The 22,525-nt window shown below is 65.8% G+C and carries 17 protein-coding genes and 1 pseudogene; 3 read left to right on the top strand and 15 right to left on the bottom strand.

Translation table 11 applies throughout. The features are described 5' to 3' along the window. Positions 1-96: 96 nt before the first annotated feature. The gene (locus NOF53_RS18135) at positions 97-939 is read right to left on the bottom strand and encodes a class I SAM-dependent methyltransferase (protein WP_255971217.1); all 843 of its coding nucleotides are present in this window, start codon (positions 937-939) and stop codon (positions 97-99) included. A 147-nt stretch (positions 940-1,086) separates the two neighbouring features. Between NOF53_RS18135 and NOF53_RS18130 the strand changes: the two are divergent. Further along, a pseudogene (locus NOF53_RS18130) lies at positions 1,087-1,455 on the top strand (hypothetical protein); the annotation flags it as partial. A gap of 386 nt (positions 1,456-1,841) precedes the next feature. Here NOF53_RS18130 and NOF53_RS18125 read toward each other — a convergent pair. Next, positions 1,842-2,795, bottom strand: a complete 954-nt coding sequence (locus NOF53_RS18125; protein WP_255971215.1) for a DUF808 domain-containing protein — start codon at positions 2,793-2,795, stop codon at positions 1,842-1,844. A 625-nt stretch (positions 2,796-3,420) separates the two neighbouring features. Between NOF53_RS18125 and NOF53_RS18120 the strand changes: the two genes are divergently transcribed. Then, positions 3,421-6,894 carry a serine/threonine-protein kinase gene (locus NOF53_RS18120; RefSeq protein ID WP_255971213.1) on the top strand — a complete coding sequence of 1,158 codons (3,474 nt, stop codon included), beginning with the start codon at positions 3,421-3,423 and terminating at the stop codon, positions 6,892-6,894. 100 nt (positions 6,895-6,994) lie between these two features. Here NOF53_RS18120 and NOF53_RS18115 read toward each other — a convergent pair whose 3' ends face one another. Further along, on the bottom strand, positions 6,995-7,177 hold the full coding sequence (locus NOF53_RS18115) for a hypothetical protein (protein WP_255971211.1): 183 nt from the start codon (positions 7,175-7,177) through the stop codon (positions 6,995-6,997). A 402-nt stretch (positions 7,178-7,579) separates the two neighbouring features. On the opposite strand from NOF53_RS18115, the gene NOF53_RS18110 reads away from it, so the two are divergent. After that, entirely contained in the window at positions 7,580-7,846 is a 267-nt protein-coding gene (locus NOF53_RS18110) for a type 2 periplasmic-binding domain-containing protein (protein WP_255971209.1), read from the top strand. Between the two features lie 199 nt (positions 7,847-8,045). Here the strand turns inward: NOF53_RS18110 and NOF53_RS18105 are convergent, their stop codons facing one another. From NOF53_RS18105 to NOF53_RS18050, 12 genes are all read right to left on the bottom strand, one after another. Then, positions 8,046-9,341, bottom strand: a complete 1,296-nt coding sequence (locus NOF53_RS18105; protein ID WP_255971207.1) for an acyl-CoA dehydrogenase family protein — start codon at positions 9,339-9,341, stop codon at positions 8,046-8,048. Between the two features lie 31 nt (positions 9,342-9,372). Then, positions 9,373-10,425 carry a phosphotransferase family protein gene (locus tag NOF53_RS18100; protein ID WP_255971205.1) on the bottom strand — a complete coding sequence of 351 codons (1,053 nt, stop codon included), beginning with the start codon at positions 10,423-10,425 and terminating at the stop codon, positions 9,373-9,375. Between the two features lie 97 nt (positions 10,426-10,522). Then, positions 10,523-12,397, bottom strand: a complete 1,875-nt coding sequence (locus NOF53_RS18095; RefSeq protein WP_255971203.1) for a helix-turn-helix domain-containing protein — start codon at positions 12,395-12,397, stop codon at positions 10,523-10,525. Positions 12,398-12,477: 80 nt separating this feature from the next. Beyond that, entirely contained in the window at positions 12,478-13,719 is a 1,242-nt protein-coding gene (locus NOF53_RS18090; RefSeq protein WP_255971201.1) for a bifunctional 3,4-dihydroxy-2-butanone-4-phosphate synthase/GTP cyclohydrolase II, read from the bottom strand. 5 nt (positions 13,720-13,724) lie between these two features. Next, complete coding sequence (locus NOF53_RS18085; protein WP_255971198.1) at positions 13,725-14,219, bottom strand: flavin reductase family protein; 495 nt, start codon at positions 14,217-14,219, stop codon at positions 13,725-13,727. Positions 14,220-14,283: 64 nt separating this feature from the next. After that, complete coding sequence (locus NOF53_RS18080) at positions 14,284-15,381, bottom strand: LLM class flavin-dependent oxidoreductase (protein WP_255971196.1); 1,098 nt, start codon at positions 15,379-15,381, stop codon at positions 14,284-14,286. A gap of 47 nt (positions 15,382-15,428) precedes the next feature. Beyond that, on the bottom strand, positions 15,429-15,848 hold the full coding sequence (locus tag NOF53_RS18075; RefSeq protein ID WP_255971194.1) for a nuclear transport factor 2 family protein: 420 nt from the start codon (positions 15,846-15,848) through the stop codon (positions 15,429-15,431). 143 nt (positions 15,849-15,991) lie between these two features. Beyond that, positions 15,992-16,717, bottom strand: a complete 726-nt coding sequence (locus NOF53_RS18070) for an SDR family NAD(P)-dependent oxidoreductase (protein ID WP_255971192.1) — start codon at positions 16,715-16,717, stop codon at positions 15,992-15,994. Next, positions 16,714-18,678: an LLM class flavin-dependent oxidoreductase gene (locus NOF53_RS18065; protein ID WP_255971190.1), complete on the bottom strand. Its 1,965-nt coding sequence runs from the start codon at positions 18,676-18,678 to the stop codon at positions 16,714-16,716. Before NOF53_RS18065 ends, NOF53_RS18070 begins: the two co-directional genes overlap by 4 nt. Before the next feature lie 73 nt (positions 18,679-18,751). Beyond that, a complete protein-coding gene (locus tag NOF53_RS18060; protein ID WP_255971188.1) occupies positions 18,752-20,389 on the bottom strand; it encodes a long-chain-fatty-acid--CoA ligase in 1,638 nt (545 codons plus the stop codon). Then, positions 20,386-21,423, bottom strand: a complete 1,038-nt coding sequence (locus NOF53_RS18055; RefSeq protein ID WP_255971186.1) for an LLM class flavin-dependent oxidoreductase — start codon at positions 21,421-21,423, stop codon at positions 20,386-20,388. The genes NOF53_RS18060 and NOF53_RS18055 overlap by 4 nt, the downstream gene beginning before the upstream one ends. A 123-nt stretch (positions 21,424-21,546) precedes the next feature. Then, the gene (locus NOF53_RS18050) at positions 21,547-22,299 is read right to left on the bottom strand and encodes an SDR family NAD(P)-dependent oxidoreductase (protein WP_255971184.1); all 753 of its coding nucleotides are present in this window, start codon (positions 22,297-22,299) and stop codon (positions 21,547-21,549) included. Positions 22,300-22,525: the final 226 nt, after the last annotated feature.

Here is a 22,525-nt window from a genome sequence, read left to right as displayed (position 1 = left end):
ACTCTCTGCTGGAATAGGTGTCGGGTTTTGATCGAGTAGCCGACGTTATCCTGCCGTCAGGGGCGAGTGTCTCGTCCACTGCGGTGATGACGAGCCCTAGGCTCGGGGCCGGTTGTCGTAAGAGTTGACCCACCGCGCCTCCCGGTGGTCCCAGTAGCGACCCCGATCGTGTGAGTTGGCGCGCCTGAAGAGCGGTGAAGCGGGCGCAGTTGTGCCCGTCGCGGTTCCCCTGAGTGATCCGGTGTTTGCGCCGAGTGAACCGCTTGCTGTCCCGTGCCCGATAAGAGGGCTGCGGTGGGGCGGCCTGTGCGCGCGCAGGACCACGTCGTGTGTGTGGTGCGCTCCCGCGCCGCCACTGATCGAACGCGCCCGCACCTCGTTCACGTCTATATGCCAGCTGTCATCCAGTAGCGCCGCCACATCACCGGGTGTGACCCAGTCATCGGGATCGAAGCCGTGCTCGCGCGCGGAATCCGCATTGCGCATGTCGTGGTGGACCACCAGCAAGATGCCGCCCGGTGCGACCGCGGAGACCAGCGCACATTCTGCGGCACGATCGGCGGAACTGCGCAAGGCGGGGTACTGAGCTGAGACCAGGTCGAAACCACCCGAGGGCAAATCGGCATCCAGTAGTCCGCTCAACACCCATGTGATGTCCGTGTCCTGCCCGGCGGCGTGGGCCGCCGCCCGGTCGAGGGCGACCCTGGAAACGTCCAACGCGGTCACGGCCCATCCCTGGCGGGCGAGCCAGATCGCGTCTGCGCCTTCGCCACAACCGATGTCAAGGGCGCGGCCCGGCCGTGCGCCGGTTATCTCGTCAACAAGTGCGCCGTTGGGCTCTCCGCTCCACACCCGATCCCGCTCGCTGTAGCGCGCATCCCATTCAGCTGCCTCACTCGATGCTGCCTTGACCTCGGTAACCTCGCCCGCGTCTTCCATACCGACACAGTGCAATAGCAGCATCGTTTCTGGCGAAAATTCTTGCCATACCGGCAAGAATTTGCTCGCTGCTGGGCTGATTTATACCCAGGGGATGCGCTGTCCCACCAGGGGAGGGATGCGGGGGCCTCGACTTCGAGAGCACCCGTCGAGATGATCGACGAGGTCAAGACGGCACTCGACGCCTACGCGGCGTCGGGACTGATCGCGGGGCAGTTCGACGAGAGCGTCGGCGGGATGCAACTACCCACGACGGATCACCACCCGGCGGTTCCGCAGGACGACGGCCGCTACCGGGTCACCGGCACGAAAATGTGGATCTCGGGAGGCGACCACGAGCTCACCGAGAACATCGAACACGCCGATGTCCGCCGCATGCTGCTGGCGCAGAAGTTCTATGTCGAGGGAGCACTTGCGCTGGGCCTCTACTGCTCGCTCTTGGTGGATGAACACGACGCTGCGCTCGACGACGCTGCGGCAGCCGGCGCCACCTTACTCCTCGACGGCCACGTCCCACCGCGGTAACGGTGTGCTTATCGGTCCGAGCAGTGTCGAGGATGAGCCGGAACCGCGGTTTGCCGGCTTTCCGGCGCTCGACGGCGTCCCCGGCTTCCTCGGCACGGCATCCGCTCGATCATCGGCGGATGCCCCGCCGAAGTGCGAAGCTCAGGGTTTCCTCGCTAGTGCGCTGCCTGCTGGCGAGGATGAGGACTCGGTCTGGGACGACAGGTTGAAAGGGCAGACAGGACTCTTGCCCGGTTCCGTCGATCGGGTCGGGGGCATGGCGGCCTAGGATTCGTCACCAACGTGGGGGTTGGGAGCCGTGCCGTAGGCGGCCCCTGGCGCACAGTCCCTCCTCCCATCATCTCGCCCGAATCGCCCCGTCGGCCGGCCCGGACGCGTCAGTGCGCCGAGGCGCTTTTCTTCCGCTTCGGAATCAAGTGCACGATCAGGACGACGATCGCGCCGACGACGAGCCCGACGAGTGCGGACACCACGGTCCCCGCAGTCCAGGACAGAACACCGTCGAAGCCGCCCTGCACGAGATCGCCGAACCAGTGTTCGAGATCGTGGAGGCGATCGGCCGGCCAGTGGAATCCTGCCTCGCCAATGTTGACGATCAGGATGTGGCCGCCGACCCACAGCATCGCGGCGATCCCGACCACGGTGAGCACCGCCATCACCTTCGGCATCGCGGCAACGAGCCCTCGACCGATCCGCTGACTGAACGACGACTCTCGTCGGGCGAGCGCCAGACCCACGTCGTCCATCTTCACGATCAGGGCGACCACGCCGTACACCAGGACGGTGATGAGGACCGCGACGACGAGGAGCACCAACAGCCGAGTGAAGAACGGTTCGTCCTCGACCGACGACAGTGAAATCACCATGATCTCGGCGGACAGGATCAGGTCGGTGCGGATCGCGCCGCTGACCATCGTCTTCTCGTGCTCGGGTCCGCTCTGCCCTTCGGTCGCGCCCTCATCCTTGTGGTGACCGCCGATGAGTGCTTCGTAGACCTTCTCGGCTCCCTCGAAACACAGGAACAGGCCACCGGCGATCAGCAGGTACGGCAGAGCCTGCGGCAGGAACTCGCTCAGGATCATCGCCGCCGGAAGGATGATCAGGAGTTTGTTGCGGATCGACCCGATCGCGATCTTGCGGATGATGGGCAATTCGCGATTAGGGGAGAACCCGTGCACGTAGCGGGGGGTGACGGCGGCGTCGTCGACGACCACACCCGCTGCCTTGACGCTGGCCTTGCCGGCCGCAGCTCCGATGTCGTCGACGGATGCCGCGGCTGCTTTCGCGAGTGCCGCGACGTCGTCCAACAGGGCGACGAGACCACCAGCCACGGGAACCTCCCAGTTCGGTTGTGCAGAGCCGATCGAATGACACGCGGTCGCGGGTCGACACCGAACGGTACCGAATCCATGGTCATACACAACCGGTAGCGCTGAGCGCCGCGGCGCCGATACACAGCATGTTCGTGGAGCTTTCCCGAAAGGTGCACTCATGATCGGTGTTGTGTTCGACCTTCCGGCAGGTATCGGGGACGTGACGTTCTGGCCGTGGACGTGGTGGAACTCGTTCGCCACCTGGTGGAATCGGTTCTAAAGAGGAGCTGGTGATGATAGGACTACTGCCGGACCTGTTCTTGGCGAATCCTCTCGAGGAGGGCGTATCGCCACTGATACTCGAGTGGAACAATTTCGTCCGTTGGTGGAACCCGCTCTGAAGCCCGGCCGAACCGCGTCGCACAGAGAACCCTGGACTGGTGGTCACCGAGAACCCGCTGATCGGTGACCAGCGGCCCGGTAGTGAGTTGCCAGTGCACCGACATCACCAGGCATATTGGCGCCAGTGAGCTTCGGCGGTATCTAGAATGGGGTCGTATCGCGAGGAGACCCCATGGGCAGGTGTTGGTCAGCCCGGGCGCGGCGCATCGACGAACCGGTCACGGTGCGCTGAGGGATTGCCATGTCTTACGACGCCGCCGAGAACACGCAACGCCAGGTCGATGCAGACATCGTCGCGGAGTTGGCGGCCGAAGGTTTCGAAGACGCATGCATCGCCGGCCGCGGCGGCTTCGGTATCGTCTACCGGTGCCGGCAACCCGCGCTCGACCGTGTAGTTGCCGTCAAGGTCCTCAGTCCCGATCCGGACCACCTGGATCGCGCCCGTTTCCTGCGTGAGCAGCAGGCAATGGGGCGGCTGTCCGGGCATCCGAACATCGTGCACGTGTTGCAAGCCGGAATCACCCACACCGGACGCCCCTATATCGTGATGCCGTTTCATCGCCGCGACTCTCTCGACTCCTGGATCACCAACCACGGAGCTTTGACGGCCGCCGAGGCACTGGCCGTCGGTGTCAAACTTGCCGGTGCTCTCGAAACCGCGCACCGCGCGGGAGTGCTGCATCGCGACATCAAACCGGGCAACATTCTGCTGACCGAGTACGGCGAACCGCAGCTGACCGACTTCGGTATCGCCCGCATCACGGGAGGTGAGGAGACCACCCGGGGTTTGGTGGCCGGATCCCCCGCGTACACCGCCCCGGAGCTGCTCAGCGGCTCCGACGCCTCGACCGTCACGGATGTCTACGGACTCGGCGCAACACTGTTCACTGCGCTGGCGGGCCGACCGGCGTTTGCCCGCCGCCGTGGGGAGCCGGTCTTCGCGCAGCTGATGCGCATCGGAACGGAACCGCTGCCCGATCTTCGCGACGGGGGAGTACCCGAGGCGGTGTGCACCGTGATCGAGGCGGCCATGGCCCGAGACCCCGCGGACCGTCCCACCACCGCTGCCGAACTCGGTGCCGCGCTGCGACGGGCGGGAGAACAGATCGGTCTCGCACTGGCGGATATCCCACTTCCGATCGTCGGTGACGAGGACCGCCCCTTCCGGCCTTCCGACGAGGTCACGTTCGGTGTGTCGCAATACCTTCGATATCGACGTGGCGGCGGGACCCCGCTAGATCACCCCGCGCCACCGAGCGCCTCCACCAAGTACCGTCCACCGGTCACACCGGGGGCGACGGTGGCGCGCACGCACCTGCTCGAGCGCCTGCGCCGCAGCGGTCGTCCGCGTCTGGTGCTCATCCACGCACCCGCGGGGTTCGGGAAGAGCACAGTGGCCGCCCAACGCCTCGCGGCACTCCGGAGCGAGGGCGTGGCGACCGCCTGGCTGACGATAGACAACGACGACAACACGCTCATCTGGTTCCTCACCCATCTGATCGAGTCCATTGCCGTCGCGCAACCAGCCTTCGGCCGAGAACTGGTGCGCGAAATCGAAGTACACGGCGCGGGCCGCGAGCGGTATGTACTCACCTCATTGATCGACAAGCTCCATTCCTCTGACCAGCATGTCGCCCTCGTCATCGACGATTGGCACCGCGTGAGCAACGAGGACACACGGTCGGCGCTGGCATTCCTGCTCGAGCACGGCTGCCACCACCTCCACTTGATCGTCACCAGCCGCACCCGCCTCGGTCTCCCGCTCAGCAGAATGAGCGTGCACAACGAACTGGTTGAAATAGACTCCGCAGCACTGCGTTTCAGCGTCCGTGAGTCGACCCAGTTGCTCGTCGACCGCTCCGGTCTCGATCTGGACGCACCCGATATCGTCGAGCTGGAACAGTCGACGGACGGGTGGGCGGCGGCACTGCAACTGGTCTCGCTGGCATTACGTGATCACCCGAACCCCCGCGAGCTGATTGAGCACCTGACCGGAGGGAATCGGGCGATCGGCGAGTATCTGGCCGAGAACGTCCTCGGCAGTCTCGATCGACGCACCCTCGATCTCCTCCTCGCAACGTCGATCACCGAGAAGACGTGCGGCAGCTTGGCACGCGCGCTCACCGACAACCAGGAAGGCCAAGCGGCACTCGAGGACATCGAGTCACGGGACCTGTTCTTGCGCCGGCTCGACGAAGAGGGGGAGTGGTTCCGCTACCACCACCTGTTCGCCGAATTCCTCCAACATCGCCTCGAGCGTGACGATCCCGACCGAGTTGTCGAGCTCCATCGGCGAGCAGGTGGGTGGTTCGCGGACCGGCACCTTCTCAGCCAGTCGGTCGACCACTACCTTCTCGCTGGTGACGAGGAGGACGCTGTCGCGTTGGTCGAGGACGCTGCGATGGATCTGCTCGAGCAGTCGCAGATGGGGACGCTGCTCGGCCTCGCCGCGAAACTGCCGGCGAAAGCGACTACCGACAAGCCCCGCCTGCAGATCGCGATCGCGTGGGCGCACGCACTGCTGCACCACCCGCGCGAAGCCGAACAGTTTCTCTCCGCCGCGGAAACAGCGCTGGACAACGGAGTCGACGATCGCACCGCAGCGGACATGCGGGTCGAGGCCACATTCATCCGGGCCGCGGTCAACGTGTTCGACGACAAGATCGACGGACTCGACGAGGCCGTCGAGGGATGCATTGCCCGGACGGAGACACTGCGACCATGGGTGTTGTGCGGAGCCGCCGACGCCGCGTCCTTCCACGCTATCTACCGCTTCGACTTCGACGAAGCACGCCGATGGCAGAAATGGGCGCTGCCTTTCCACCAGCGCTCCACCGGGCCCTTCAGCGTGATGTACGGATACTGCATGGCGGGGATCGCAGCACGGGAACAACTCGATCTCCCGGCGGCTGAGGCGAGCTTCCGGCACGCTATGGCACTGGTCTCCGAGGCCGAGGAAGGCTTGGGCTACGGCACCCGGCTCACCGCTGCTCTGGTCGGCGACTTGCTGTACGAACAGGGCCACCTCGCCGACGCCGACCAACTCCTCGACCGCAGCCACACCTTGGGCGCCGAGGGCGGCACCGTCGACTTCATGCTCGCCACCTACGGCACGGGCGCACGATTGAAGTACCTGCTCGGGCACGAGGACGCGGCGAAGTCGCGTCTCGACGAGGGCGCCCGGCTGGCGGGGCAACTGCGCTTGCCCCGCTTGGCAGCACGAATCGCCAACGAACGAGTTCGAGCCGGAATCGGACACGCGGCTTCCGGGACCCCGATTCTCGAACTCGACAGCCGGCAACTGCCCGACCGGAACAACGGAATCGCCGTCATCACCTTCGAATTGGAAGAGGACTCGGCGATCCGGGCGGCACTGGCCACCCACGATCAGGACCTCGCGCCGGTCTACGAGCGGGCACACGCCCTCGTCGCGTCAATCGACCGTCGGGTCCGCCCGCGGGCATTCCTCAACGCCGCCCTGCTGCAGGTGGAAGTGTTGGCCGCCATGGGTCAGGAGGAGGCCGCGCTGACGAAACTGCTGCCCCTAGCCGAGCAATGCGCTCGACTCGGGCTGGTACGACCGGTGCTCGACGCCGGACCTGCGGTGAACCGGTTGGCACGACGTCTCCGCACACACCTGCATGAGCGCGCCGACGCTACCGCGTCCACCGTCCTGGACGAGTATCTCACCGACCTGGAGAAGCAACCGACCTGACCAGTTGCTGCCAACAGGGTGGTGCAATGGCGTACGGCACCTGCGGTGAATGTCTGGTGTTCGTCGGGGAAGCGGGTGACGTCGAATCGGGTCGAGGTCGTCACGGCTCAGGCGATCCCGGCGGATTCGGTTCATCAGGCGGCGTGCCCACCGAACTGGTTGCGCAGGCGCCGAGGCCGCTTTCATTGCCGGGAAGTAGCTCGACCAACGCTTCGAGGCTGTCCGCATCGCTGTCGGCGGCGTTCGGGTCGCATCCGATCGCCTCGAGTTCGCGTTCACGCAACCGGCGAAGTCTCTGATGGCAAGGCACCGCGTCGTCCGCATCGGACCAGCCCAGTCGGGGAATCCCCCCCGTACTCCGACTGGTAAGCGAACAAGTGCGCTTCCTCGCAGTCGCGGGCGCTTCGGCGACGGAGCTGCGATAGATCGGCGCCGGAAAGTCGTTGCAATGCTCGAGGAATCGCCGATTTCGACGAGTTCACGACCCGCAGTTCGTGGGTTGGGTGCGAGCGGTGTGGATGCGCGGCGTGAAGGTAGTGTACGAGGGCACCAGCGAGATACCGGGATGTCCGGCTGCTGGCCCGGGCGGCGTCACGCACCAGTGCCCGTCCGGCCATGACGCCGGCTCGGTCCTGGGTGACCGGCTGCGCCGACTGAGCCTGGGGCGGGGTTCGATCCCGACATCGTGCAGAGGGCACCCGATTCGTGGACCGCCATGGCGCTGGTGGGGGCCGAAGTCGGATGCTCCCTGACGGTGTCGTCCGTGGCGGAGAACGTGACGGACCCGCATGTGCACTTCCTGCGGGTGCTCGACGAGACCCTGCCGATCCATCTGCGCATGGCGTGGCGCCCGACCTCGGACAACCCGGCCCTGCCTCCGGTCCTCTCCCTTGCGAAACGCGTCTGGCCCGGCCACGTTCTCGGTGCACAGCACCCTGACCAGAGACGGTAATTGTTTCCGATTGCCGGCTACTTCCAAGGTTCAGCGCGAGCGTTCGTACCACGTGCGTGCGTCCGCGGTGAGGTTGTCCGGAGACCTCCTGGGCCGCGCCTCGGGTCTGACCGCCGCTCCGTGAGACCCGAGGCGCTACAAAGAGTATTCGTCGTGAGGCCCCGCACCGGCTCGGACCTCGTCCCGGCAAGAGTGGGGATCAGACTGAGGCCAGGATCTCGTCGAACAGCGCGGCGTAGCGCTGCTGCGCGGCGCGACGGCGCGTGGGCACGTGCTCGGTCGGAATCCGGTCGGCGGGGGCCTCGTAGCCGCGCAGGATGAGCTTGGCGACGGTGTCGCGGTGCACCTCGTCGGGGCCGTCGTACAGGCGCGCTGCACGTGCCGCCCGGTACATGAAGTCCAGGGGCAGGTCGGAGCTGTAGCCGAGGGAGCCGTGGGTCTGGACGGACCGGTCGATGATGTCGTGCAGGATCTTCGCGCCGTAGTACTTGATCATCGCGATCTCCTTGCGGGCCTCCTTGGTGCCCTTGGTGTCGATCATCCAGGCCGCCTGCAGCGTCATCAGTCGCAGGGCCTGCATCTCGGCGGCGGAGTCGGCGATCCAGTTGCGGACGGTCTGCTTTTCACCGAGGACGCTGCCGTGCGCGAAGCGGTACGTGGCGCGCTCGCACATCATGTCGAAGGCGCGGTTGGCCTGACCGATCCACCGCATGCAGTGGTGGATACGCCCGGGACCGAGGCGCTTTTGGGAGATCAGGAACCCGTCGCCGGGATTGCCGAGCAGCGCGTCGTTACCGACACGCACGTTGCGTAGCATTACCTCGCAGTGCGAGCCGTAGGTGTGCTCGCGCGGCGACGGGTTCTCCATCGACGCGATGTCTCGTACCACATCGAGGCCCGGTGCGTCGATTGGGACGATGAATTGCGATGCACGGCGGTGCCGTTCGGCGTCGGGTTCGGTGACGGCGACGACGATGACGAAGTCGGCGGTCGATGCGTTGCTGATGAACCACTTGTGTCCGTTGAGAATCCAGCTGTTGCTGTCTCGCACCGCAGTCGTCTGCAGGTTCGTCGGGTCGGCGCCGGCGTTGTCGGGTTCGGTCAGTGCGAAGGCCGAGTACTTTTCACCCGCCAGGAGCGGGCCGAGCCATTGGCGTTTCTGCTCGTCGGTGCCTACCGCGGCGAGGATTTCAGCGTTGCCGGAATCCGGTGCCTGGCAGCCGAACACGAGCGGACCGAGTGGAGAGGAACCGAGGATCTCGTGCATCAGGCCGAGCTTGACCTGACCGTAGCCCTGACCGCCGAGCTCGGGGTCGAGGTGTGCGGCCCACAGCTGCTGGGCCTTGACCTCACGTTGCAGCGGGGAGATGGCCTCGAGCAGCTGCGGCCACGTCAGTTCGAGAGTTTCGAGCGGACGGATCTCGTCACGCACGAATGCGGTCATCCAGTCCAGCTTCTGCTGGAACTCGGGTTCGGTGGAGAATTCCCATGCCATGTTTCGTACCTCCGGTGTGCGGTGCGGTGGGTCAGTCGAGGAAGCGCAGGGTGCGCTCGAACAGTTGGACGGCGTACCGGTGCAGCCGGTCGCCGACCTCGGTGGATGCTTGCCCGGAGCAGGCGCGGGCGTAGGTGCCTTCGAGGATGATCCCGAGTTTGAAACCGGCGAGAGCGGTGTACCAGTCGATCGCGCTCAGGTCCCGATCGGTGTTCGCGGCGTACCGCTCGAGGAGTTCCGCCCGGGTCGGCAGGCCGCCGGCGACGGCGAGACGGCTCTCGAGTAGATCGGGTCCGCCGTCATGATCGGGCCACATCGCGAAGATCCACCCGAGGTCGAGCAGTGGGTCGCCGATGGTGGCCATCTCCCAGTCGACGATCGCCGTTACTGTCGGGTCGACGTGGTCGAACATGACGTTGGAGACGTGGTAGTCGCCGTGCAGGATGCCCGGTGACCATTGCCGGGGCCGGTTGTCGTCGAGCCACGAGGCGATCCGGTCGACGCCGGGAAGCAACACGGTGGGATATCCGGGCAAGAGTGTGTACGACTCGAGTTCGCTGCTCCACCGGCGGACCTGGCGTTCGAGGAATCCGTCGGGTCGGCCGAAGTCGGTCAGTCCGATCGCCGGGGGGTCGATCCGGCCGAGTTCGGTGAGCGCGTCGATCATTTCCAGGCCCATGCGGTGCCGGAGCTTGTGGTTCGCTGCGTGGACCGGGGAGAGGCTTTCGGCGGCGTTGTAGCCGTCCACAGCGTGCATCAGGTAGAACGCCGCACCCAGTACGTCGGTGTTCTCGTTGCCGGCGACGAACGTCGGGTGGGGAACGGCGGTACCGGACAAGGCACGGAGCAGCGTCATCTCCCGGACCATCATGCGGTTCGAATGCGGGCGCAGGTGTTTCGGTCCTCGTCTCAGGACATAGCGGGTCCCGGAGCGTTCGAAGCCGAGCATGATGTTCTGGGTCCCGCCTCCGATAGGGGAGACCGCGGTCAGGTCGCCGGACCCCAGTCCCTGCGCGTCCATCCAGTCCCGCACTGCGGTGAGATCGACTCCGAGGAGGTCGCTGTGTGTGGTGTCGGTCGGCATGGGTAGAACGTATCGGCGTTGTCCTGTGGTGGCACTGTACTTTTCGGAGGGCTGTTGTGGATTCCTACAATGCTCTCTGGGTAGGTGTCCGCGCTGTTCAGCGAGCTGCGAAGTCGAGGATTTGAAAGGCCAGGCGCGCGGAGAGCAAAACGTCGAGGCTCGTCGGGTCCAGGCCGGTGATTTCCTTGATCTTCCCCATCCTGTATCGCACCGTGTTCTCGTGCACGTTCAGTGCGACGGCTGCGCCTTGCACCCGTCCCTCCGCGATGACGAATGCCCGCCACGTCTCGAGGAGAACTCCGTCGTCGGCGCCCTGGACCGCGTGGACGTAGTCGTGGGCGAAGCGGACTGCCTCCTTGACGCGGCCCGAGCTGACGACGACGCGAAACAGTCCGAGCTCGGTGACGTCGAGGACACCGTCGGACCACTCGAACGATCGCGCGATGTCGGCGACCTCGCGCATCTCGCGCGCGGCCGGCGGGAAGTCGGTGACGTCGCGGCACACTCCGGAGATAACGGTCGCGCCCGTAGCGAGGTGTGCCTGCAGCGAGGTTTGCACTTCACTGACACGGTCGCGGACGGTCCGGAGTTCCTCGGCGGAGCCGCCGTCGGGCAACGGTACGAGCACGATGATGCTGCCGGGCAGTTTCACCGCCGCCGGTTCGTCGATGCCCAGGATCTCTCGGAAGCGGCGAGTGACCAGCCGTTGCGCCGCGGAGGCTGTCATCCGGGGATCTGCCGAAAGAGTGAACCGAACCAGTACGTGGGGGTGGGTCAGGTCGATTCCGAACTGCGGGCCGCGGCGCAACAGGTGTTCCTTGTCGCGGGTGTTGCGCAACAGGTCGGACAGGTAGTCGTCGCGGGCCTGCCCTTGCGTCTCGATCTGTCGGCGTTCGGAAAGGATCTGCAGTGAGAGCACCGTTGCTCCGTGCTCGGCGAGGTTCGCGTCGACCTGTTCGAGCGACCGGCCGACCTCGACGATACTGAGGTAGCCGTTCGGTTTGCCTTCGATCACCAGTCGGCACATCAGGTGCCGACGGCCGAGGCCGACGGACAGGGTGGGTGGGACCACCGCGGACGGACGTTCCGGGCTCAGCGCGGCGAGTTCGGCTTCGACCGATGGCATCCCCCGGATCTGCTCGGAGATCGCCGGGGGGCGGTCGAGACCGAGTGTGGGGGGAGCAGCCCAGGCGAGCACCCGAAAGTCCTCGTCGTAGAGCACGACGGGTTTGGCGGACAGGTCGCTGAGCAGCGTCACCACGCTGTGGATGTCAGCGCCTTCGAGGACGGCGTTGGTGAGCTTGCGGTGCACGTCCGCGAGGTAGGCGAGGGTGTTGCGGCTGCGGGCGATCTCCGATGCCTGGCTGCGCAAGCGGACGTTGAGCATCGCCTGGCTGATGAACAGCGCGCTGAGCTGCGCGAACATCTCGGCGATCTCGATGTCTTCCTGAGTGTAGAGGTGCTCACGGTCCTTGTTGTCGACGAAGAGCAGGCCGATGACCTCGCCGTCGAACACCAGCGGGACGCCGAGCATAGCGCGCACCCGCCAGTGCTCCATGGTGCGCCGGTGCGGCCGCGGATCGTTGGTGACGTCATCGATGAGTACCGGTCGTCCGGTTTCGATGACTTCCCGGCTGAACCGGTCACCGGCGACGCCCGACTCCTGGCGTTTGACGGCCTCGGTGAGGTCGCCTTTATCCGCGCAGTGCCCGGCGGCGCCGCGGAAGCGACCGTCGGGTCGCTTGAGGTAGAGCGACGAGCGCGATACCCCGATCACGCTGCATAGTTTCACGCAGACAGAGCGCAGCAGCTGTTCGAGGTCGGCGTCGGTGATGGCCTCACCGGTGATCTCGGCGAAGGCGGTGATGACATCGCGTTCGCGGGGGCGGGTTGCCGGGGGTGGCATTGTCTCGCCGGTGGCGTCGGGATGCGGACTCATCGTCTCAACACCCATGCTCGGCAGCAGTGCCATGCCAGTCCCTCACTTTCGCGGATGTAGTCGCTGTATCTCCACCCCGCCGCCTTTGTGGGATATCACAACGTACCGCCTTCTCAGGTAGCGATCACTTTCGGGAGGGTATCGAGGTCGTGTCCCATTCGGTCCCGCTTCGCGCGCAGATACCGCACGTTGTGGACGGTGATCACGGTGGGGAGTGCCACGCGGCCGACGATGTCGATCGAGTAACCTTCCAGACCACCGAGTTTGCTGGGGTTGTTGGTGATCAGCCGCATCCGCCGGACGCCGAGGTCGGCGAGGATGCGTGCGCCGACACCGTAGCTACGTGAGTCGTCGGGCAGTCCCAGCGCGCGGTTGGCATCGACGGTGTCGAGTCCCTGCTCCTGCAGTGAGTAGGCGCGGATCTTGTGAGCGAGCCCAATCCCACGCCCTTCGTGGCCCCGCAGGTACACCAGCACTCCGCATCCCTCGCGGGCGATCTCGGCGAGGGCACGTTCGAGCTGGGCTCCGCAGTCGCAGCGCAGGGATCCGAGGATGTCACCGGTGAGGCACTCGCTGTGCACCCGCACCAGCACTCCTTCCGGGGTGCGTCCTGCGGCTGCGACGTCGCCCATGACCAGCGCGAGGTGTTCGGTCCCGTCGAGGACCGACCGGAACGCCACCGCCCGGAACTGACCGAACTCGGTGGGCATGGTGGATTCGGCGACGAGCTCGACGAATGGTTCGGTCGCGGCGCGGTAGCGGACCAGATCGGCGATGCGCAGTATCGGTAGGTCGTGCTCGCGGGCGAACTCGATCAGGTCGGCGCCGCGGCGCATGGATCCGTCCTCGGCGACGATCTCGCCGATGACTCCTACGTCGCCGGCACCGGCGAGACGCAGCAGGTCGACGGTCGCCTCGGTGTGGCCGGCGCGGGCCAGGACGCCGCCTTCTCGGGCGCGCAGCGGAAAGATGTGGCCGGGTCGGCGCAGGTCGGCGGGCACGGTTGCGTCGGAGGCGAGGGCCCGCACCGTTGCGGTTCGGTCTGCGGCGCTGACGCCGGTGCCGGTGGAGACGTGATCGACGGTGATGGTGAAGGCGGTGCCGTGCGCGTCGGTGTTGCGCTCGACCATGAGGGGCAGGTCGAGCGCGTCGGCGCGGTGCGTCGTCATCGGCGCACAGATGATGCCGGTCGTGTGCCGGACGATGAACGCCATCTGCTGGGTAGTGATCGCCGCCGCGGCGGCGACGAGGTCGCCTTCGTTCTCGCGATCGTCGTCGTCCACGACGACGACGATGCCGCCGGCGGCGAGGGTCTCGACCGCGAGTTCGACATCCTGAGCGGGGGTCCGTGGCATGGCGATTACTCCTGTTCTGCGCTGTGGGTGCCGAAAGTGCGCCGGTGATACGTCAGCGGCGGGTGGTCCCCGCGATCGGCGTGCTCGACGTGCCCGAGAACCACGACGTGGTCGCCGCCTTCGACGAGATCGGCGACGCTGCAGGCCACCCAACCGGGTGCACCGTCGATGCGGGGCACACCTGCGGACAGGGACCATCCGATGCCGTCGAACTTGTCGCTGCCCTTGCGGGCGAAGGTCAGGGCCAGACCGTCCTGACCGTGACCGAGGACGTTGATTCCGAACCTGCCGTGCTCACGCACCACCGCGAGCAGGTCGGAGCCGCGGTCGAGTGCGACCAGGACCATCGGAGGATTCATCGACAGCGACGCGAAGGCGCTCACGGTGGTCCCGTGCGGCCGGGCGCCGTCGAGTGCGGTCACCACCGTCACGGGGGTGCACACGCTAGCCATCGCATCGCGAAATTCGCTAGTGAAGTCTTGGGTGGCAGTGGAATTCATTTTGTCCTCCGAAGGGATGGGACAGGCGGTGCCCGGTGCGTACCCGGGCACCGCCCAATTGAGGTCAGGCGCTGGCCGGAACCGGTGCCTTCATCTTCTGGAGCTCGGGGACGACCTTTTCGCCGTAGAGCTTCAGGGCCTTCTCGGCCTGGTCGATCGGCATGCCACCGAACGCGAAGGCGGCGTTGGCGAAGAAGTCCCCGATCTTCTCGTGCCGGGCGGCGTACTTCTCGACGATCTGCTCGGGCGTGCCGTACACGTTGGCCTCGACGTAGGCGTCCGCGGCGGCTTCCATACCCGCCTCGCGGATCATGTCCGCGCCCACCTGGTAGGTCTCGTAGCCCTTCGTGTTCCGCCAGTGCTCGCCGGCAAAGTCGTAGTGCTTGATGACCGACAGGAAATAGCGGGCGGTGTGCGCGTAGGCGAGTCGGCGGGCTTCCTCCTCGTCCTCGTGGCAGACCACGAAGTCCTGGATGACCGGCGGCAACGGCTCGGTGCCCCAGCGCTCGCGGTAGAGGTCGCGCCACCGGGTGATCGTCTCGACGTGCTTGTCGAACTCGAACTGCATGAACGTCATCATGCGCACGCCGAGATCGGCGATGACCGGTACCGAGTCGGGCGACATCGCGGCACCGAACAGACGGTCGCGTCCCCACTCGAATGCCGGGTTCGGCGCGGGGCGGATCTCGACGCGTGACTGTGGGTAGAACTCGCCGTCGGGATTGTCGACGACGCCGGTGCGCAGACCCTCGATCGTCATCTCGGCGCTTTCGACGAAGCGTCCACGCGCTTCGTCCATCGGGATTCCGAACGCGTCGTACTCCATCTTGGCCAGGCCGCGGCCCATGCCGTACAGAGCGCGACCACCGGACATCATGTCGAGCATCGTCATCTTCTCGACGACGCGGACGGGGTTGTTCCACGGCAGGATCACGGCGCCGGTGCCGAGCTTGACCGTCGACGTGCGGGCCGCGAGATACGACATGATCTGCATGTTGTCCGGGCACATCGAGTAGTCGTCGAAGTGGTGCTCGGCGGACCAGACGGCATCGAAGCCGTACTTCTCCGCGGCGACGCCCATCTCGAGCTCGCGGACGAACACCTCCTGATCGCTGACGTTCTCGTGGTAGTTCTGGAAGACGAGTAGCATTCCGACATCCATGGATGTATCTCCTTGCGTCAGTGCGTGAATGGGGGAGTGATTCGGGATCAGAGGAACACGGCCCGCGTGTGTTCGGTGTCGAGGAACTCCTTGACGGACTGGATGAGTCCGTCTCGGACCTCGAAGACGAAGTGGTAGAGGTTGTTGTAGACGCGGCCGTTGTTCATCTCCGAGTACGACTCGGTCTCCACCGCGACACGGTCGTCTTCCGCGGTCCACGCAATCGGGGTCAGAGCGATCGCGCCGGTCTTGGTATTCGCGGACAGACCCGAGAGCATCTCGCGGAACTCCTGCTTGTTCTTGGTGCCGGAGATTCCGTCGATGGTGCCGGCAACCCACCAGGTGGCGGTGGGTGCAAGGTAGCCGAGGATCGCCTCGACGTTGCCGGTGGAGAAGACCTCCATGAATTCGGCGACGAGCTTCTTGTTGGCTGCTTCGAGGCTTCCGGCACGCGCGACGTTGCCCATCTGAGCTCCTTCGAGAGAGGAATTGAATGAATCTCGCAGCGTGGAAACAACTTCCGTGCTGCTGGTGTCGAGAGTAGTCGGAGTGCTGTGGTGTGGGTCACGCTGACTTCCCGGTCGTTGTAGGTCGCTACAACGACTTAGGGTCAGGATCGGGAGCTGAACGAGCTCATCAACCCGCCGTCGGTGGCCACGATGCTGCCGGTCATGTAGGTCGAATCCGCGACACCCACGATGACCTGCGCAATCTCTTCGGCACGGCCCGTACGACCCATCGGAATCGCCGCGACAAGCCGCTCGCGCGCCCGTCCGGTCAGCGCGGAGGTCATGTCGGTATCCACCACCCCGGGGATCACCAGATTCACGCGAATTCCCCGTGGAGCCAGTTCGACGGCCAGCACCTGTGTCAGCCCGCTGAGCCCAGCCTTCGCCGCACCGTAGGCGACATCTCCCGGAAAGCCCCGAAAACCCACGACAGCACCGACATTGATGACAGCGGCGCCGTCCTCCAGGCGCGGAACCACCGTGCGGGCGAGTTCGAATGCGCCGGTGAGGTTAGTGGCGAGCACCTCGTCCCAGTGTGCTCGGGAGAGGTCGTCGATCCGGCCGCCGCGGTGTACCCCGGCGGCGTTGACCACAACGTCGAGCGAACCGAACGTCTCGAACACCGTGTCCACAGCGAGCCCCAGGGAGGCGGCGTCACTGATATCGGTGGGGATCTCCACGACCTTCTCGGGATGCGTCCACTGCACGGTGGCCGGCTTGCGGGCGAAGACTGCGACCCGGTCGCCGCGCGCGGTCGCGTTCTCGACGACGGCGCGCCCGATTCCGCGGGATCCGCCGGTGACCAGCCAGGTCTTGGGTGTGCTCATCGGTTCAGGAATCCCGTCAGCTCGGCGAGGTAGCGATCGCGCTCCTCGAGGAACGGGGCGTGGCCGCTCGACGTGAATTCGACGACCTCGGCCCGGTTGTTGAGCGTGGGCACGGCTTCGGCGGCGGAGAACGGGACGAACGCGTCGGCTCGACCGTGCAACAGCAGGATCGGCACCTCGAGCGAGGCGATCTCCTTGCGCAGATCCACCGTGGCCAGGTCGCGCAGCGAATCGTCACCGCGCGGCCCCATCGACATGAACATGTCCCAGATCGAGTCGAGCACGGCCTCGCCGGGATTCTCGGCGCACACCGCGGCGGCGACCCCGCGGAAGGTCTCGGCACGATTGGCGGCGGCCGACGCCAGCACGGCCTCGACGTCGGCGACGGCACCGCCGTGGGGCCAGTCGTCGGTGGCGGTGTACCGCGGGGAGGCCCCGCCGGTGAGCACCAGTGCAGAGGCCCGGTCGCCGAGTTGGGCGACCGCCGCGGTGGCGACGGCGCCACCGAGCGACCAACCGTTGATCACCGGTCGGTCGAGGCCGAGGTGTTCGACGAGTCGGACGATGTCGGAGGCCAGAGCGGCGATCGAGACGTCGTCGAAGTCCTTGTCGGAGCGGCCACAGCACCGCAGATCGACGGTGACGACTTCGTTTCCGTTGGCGCGCAACGCCGGAAGCGTCGTGTCCCAGGCGCGGGCGGTCGCGCCCCAGCCGTGGATCAGCACGATCGGCCGGCCTTCACCCCGGTGATGTTCGAAGTAGATGCTGCGGTCGTTTTCGACGGGCAGAAATCCCATGGTGTCCTCCTGTGCGAATGGGGAATTGGAATTGAACGGGTGGGAAGAGGTGTGGGGCGCCGAGTGATCGCGCAGCGCGCGCGGGACGACGGGCTCACGGTCCCGGAATCGCGGAATGACGTGCTCGGCGAACAGCTCGAGCGACCGCATGACCTTCTCGTGCTCGAGTCCGCCGAAACGCATCCAGCAGATCAAGTGCTGCAGCCCGGTCTCGTCGTGCAGGGCGTCGATCTGCCGGATCAGCCCGTCGGGGTCGCCCACGTAGACGACTCCGCCGTCCCGCAAGCCCTCGACGGTCATACCGCCGGCCTCGTCGGTCGCGGTGACCAACTCGGCATACCGCTCGTACGTCGGCGGCACATCCGGCCCCTGCGGCACCGCAGCCAAGGCTGCGTCGAAATACCAGGTCAGCGCCTCGCGTGCGTTCTCTACCGCGGTCTCCTCGGTGTCGGCGAGGTGGATTTGCCAGTTCATCGGAAAATCGAGATCGAGGATGTCGCGACCGTGATCGCGCAACCGGCGTTTCGCGTCGACGACGAACGCGTTCAGTTCTGGCATCGTCATCAACGTGGGGGTGACCAACATGTTGTAGCCCTGGTCCGCGGCCAGGTCGAGGGTCTCGGGACTGATCGAGGCGATGTAGATCGGCGGAGTCGGACGCTGCAGCGGGGTGGGCCGGCAGTCGACGTTGTCGAGGTCGAAGTGTCTGCCACGATAGGAGAACGGCTCACCGACCGGCTTGCTCCACAGGCCCCGCACGATCTCCAGGGCTTCGACGAACACCTCCCGGCTCTCACCCTGGAGCTCGGCGACGCCCATGTTGTGGAACTCCTGCGGCTGGTAACCGCGGCCCACGCCGAAATCGAGCCGTCCGCCCGACAGGACGTCGACCATCGCGTAGTCCTCCGCGATGCGCACCGGCCAATCGAAGGTCAGGTTGCTCACCGCGATTCCGATGCGCATCCGCTCGGTGCGTTCGGCGATGGCCGCAGCCGCGATCTGCGGTGAGGGCATCGAACCGTAGTCGCTGCCGTGATGCTCTGCCAGCCACACCTCGTCGAAGCCGAGCTGTTCGGCGTAGGAGATCTGCTCGAGCATCTCGCGGTAGGCCCGTGTGAAGTCGTGGTCGGGGCATTCGAGGACGTAGAAGATTCCGAACTTCACGGTGTTCCTCCTCGTGACGACGGATGCCCCTCTTGGGCGGGCCGGTGGAACCGACGCTAGAACGACGGTCGCCCTACCTGAGAGACCCGGCGACGGTGCTGTTGTGGGTATCCACAAACAGGTGGCCCTCGGCCGCGCTGCGCAGGCGCTTCTTGTCGAGCTTGCCCACGCTGGTGCGGGGAAGGGACTCGACGACCTCGATGCGTTCGGGCAGCCACCACCGTGGGACGAGATCGGCGAGCGCATCAAGTACCGCGGCAGGATCCAGGGCGTGCCCGCTCTCGGGAGCAACGAACGCCAAGGGGCGTTCCTGCCACCGCACGTGCGGCACCGCGACCACCGCGGCCTCCGCCACGTGCGGGATCGTCGTCAGGGCCTGCTCGAGTGCGACCGAGCTGATCCATTCACCGCCGCTCTTGATCAGGTCTTTCGCTCGGTCGACGATGGTCAGGTAACCCTCGGGGTCGATTGTCGCGATGTCGCCGGTCCGCAACCAGCCGTCGACGAACGCTTCGGGGTGCTCGTCGCGGAAGTAGTGTTCGGCCACCCACGGACCGCGCATGAGGAGTTCGCCTCGATCGACGCCATTGTGGGGAACTACAACACCCTCGTCGTCGACGAGCTTCCACCGCAGGCCGGGAAGCAACCGGCCCTGCCGGCGGATGTAGTCGTAGCGCCGCTGTGGATCGCCGTCGGCCGAGCGGGGAGGGCGCGCAAAAGTGCCCATCGGCGACAGTTCCGTCATGCCCCAGCCCTGGTAGGCCCGCACCCCGAGATCTTCTTCGATGCTGCGGATCAGCTCCGGTGTCGGGGTCGAACCGCCGAGGACGAGCGCCCGCAGGCATGTCAGGTCGATACCCGAGGCGAGGGCGTGACGGACCAGATCGACCGCCACCGTCGGCACCATCCCGGTGTACGTAACCTGTTCATTTGCGAGGATCGTCGCGATCTCCGGTACAGCGGGGTGAGCTCCGGGGAGGACCTGGTTCGCTCCGGTCATCAACGCGGCGAACGGAATACCCCAGGCGTTGGCATGGAACATCGGCACGACATGGCAGACGGTGTCGCGCTCACCGATCGCGTGTCCGTCGACCAGGCACGCGGTGAACGTGTGCAGGTACAGCGCACGGTGCGAATATCCCACGCCCTTCGGTGGCCCAGTCGTCCCGGACGTGTAACACAGTGCCGCGAGGTCGTTCTCGTCCCGAGGCACCGGGTCGGTGAGCGGTTCGGCCGCGGCGATCAATCCATCCTGGCTCGGTAACGCGGCACCGTCGCCGTCGGTGGTGATCACCGGCATGTCGGGTCGTCGCGTCCGCGCGGTGTCGAGCAGGGGAAGCAGCGAGGTGTCGGCGAAGACGATGCGGTCGTCGGCGTGGTCGACGATGTAGGCGATCTCGTCGGGTTCGAGCCGCAGGTTGACGGTGTGGAGCACGGCCCCTGCGAGGGGGACGGCCAGATACAGCTCGAGATGGCGGTAGTGGTTCCATGCGAGGGTTGCGACGCGGTCCCCGGGCCGGATTCCGAGGTCGATCAGCGCCGCGGCCAGCCGGAAGACCCGGTCCGCGTAGTCGCCGTAGGTGTACTCGAAGACTGTGACGTCGTCCTGGTACTGCGTGATCGTCTTGGCGGAGAAGAGATCCCGCGCTCGATACAGAAAATCGGTGATCACGAGCGGACTGCTGGAACCGAACGACGGCACCGGGGTCATACGGAAACCTCCTGTCCGGCGGCGAGCGCCGCGCGTACCCGGGGGATCACCTTCGAGGTGAGCAGTTCGATGCGCGCCGAACCGCTGTCGACCGGCTCGCCCGGCAGTTGCGCCCAGAAGTGCACGTCCTTGATCTGCGGGCGGGAGACGAGCAGCGCAGTGAGTTCGGTGACTGCGGTGTCGACATCCCACAACGTGAACGCGCCGCCTTCGACGAGGTCCTGCGGTGTCGCGAAGGTGGGGGTGGATTCGGGTGGACCGAAGGCCCCCATCTCGATGTATCCGTTGATCTGGTACAGAGCGTGCTCACCGATGCGGGCCCATTCGCGCTCGGGGTCGTCGGCCACCACCGCCCACTGGCCGGCGTAGATACGGCCTTCCTCCCGAGACCGCCCAACCCGATCCAACGCGTCCAGATACATCGCGTGGTGCGCGTTCTGCGTGCTCAGGTACCCGTCTGCGATCCGCGCGGCCCGCTCGATGGCAGGTTCGGCCATAGCGCCGACGAGAAGCTGGGGTATGACTTCCGGTTGCGGGGTGACCGGGAGCGCTGGGAAGTCGTATCGCTTGCCGTGGAACTCGGCCGGTTCACCCGACCACGCGCGTCGGATCAGATCGATGCCTTCCTCGAGCAGGCTCGGGCGGTTGCGCAAATCTCGACCGAAGGCGGCGAACTCCGGTTGCCAATAGCCCTGCCCCACACCGAGGTCGAAGCGACCGCCCGTGAGCAGCGACAGTGTCGCGGCGTCTTCGGCGAGCCGAATCGGGTTGTGCAGTGGGGAGACGATGAGATTTGTGCCGATTCGCATCGATGCGGTCCGGGCTCCGATTGCGGCAGCGAGCACGAACGGCGACGGGGTGTACCCGTCTGTCATGAAGTGGTGTTCGGTCAGCCAGACCGACTCGATTCCGCGGCTCTCGGCCCAAGTGATCTGCTCGAGGCTCTGTGTGTAGAAGTCGGTGAAGGTGCGCGGCCATCGCGCCGGGTTTCGGAAGTCATACCACAGGCCGAAAGTACAGTGCTGATCGTCCACGGCGCATCTCCTCGAACTTGGTCACATTGGTCATCGGTTATGTCTTGAATCACAGAGTGTCGTGCTCGCCCCGGCCGGAGAAGGGGTCGGAGCGAGCGCGATTGTCGGTGGGCCCAAACTCCGTCAGAAGTTGCCCTTGGTTGCCCAGCCACCGTCCACCGGGTAAATCTCGCCGGTGAGGAAGCTGCCCTCGCGCATGAGGTACGCGACCATCGAGGCGATCTCGGACGGCTGACCCAGGCGCCGGATGATGTGGGCATTGGCGTTCGCTTCGCGCATCTCGTCGGTGATGTCCGCGAGGATCGGGGTGTCGATTGTGCCCGGACAGATGGCGTTGATGAGGACGTTCTTGTCTCCGTACTCGACCGCGGCCTGCTTCGTGAGGGAGATGACCCCGCCCTTCGCGGCCGAATAGGACGCGAGATTCGGCAGGCCACGTAGCGCCGCCATCGACGAGATGTTGACGATCCGTCCACCGCCGCGCTCGATCATGTTCGGAATCACCGCCTGCATGCCCAGCCACACGCCCTTGAGGTCGGTGCCGATGACGTGGTCCCACGCTTCTTCGGTGAGCCCGACGACACTGTCCTCGCTCAGCATATTGACCACACCCGCCACGTTGGCGAGCAGGTCGACGCGGCCGTGTCGCTCGAGCACTTCGCGTCCGGTCTCGGCCCAGTTGCTCTTGATGCGCACGTCGAGCACGTGCGCCTCGGCCTTGCCGCCGGCGGTGACGATGGCCTCCACCGTGCGCGTCGTGTCCTGAATGTCTGCTGCGATCACCGTCGCGCCCTCGGCAGCCAATCGTTTCGCGGTGGCCTCCCCGATGCCTTGTGCAGCACCGGTGACGATCGCAATCTTTCCGTTCAGTGACATCTCTGACTCTCTCTCATATGGTGAGCAAACTTGCGCGAGCAACTCGTGTCTCGCCGTGAAAAGTGACGTCACACGCGGTGGACCGCAAGGCGGAATGCTCAATGGGTGACTCGGCACTTTGAACCCCGACTGCCGGGGTAGCCCTCGATCAGGTGCAAGCGACTGGCAGTGCCTAAAGCGCCACGATACGAAGCAGACGTGTCCCAGGGCACATATTTCTGTACGG

Origin of the sequence: Rhodococcus tibetensis (assembly GCF_024438035.1) — a bacterium.
In the GTDB taxonomy this organism is placed as follows: domain Bacteria; phylum Actinomycetota; class Actinomycetes; order Mycobacteriales; family Mycobacteriaceae; genus Rhodococcus_F; species Rhodococcus_F tibetensis.
This window is presented reverse-complemented; position numbering and strand designations above follow the sequence as displayed.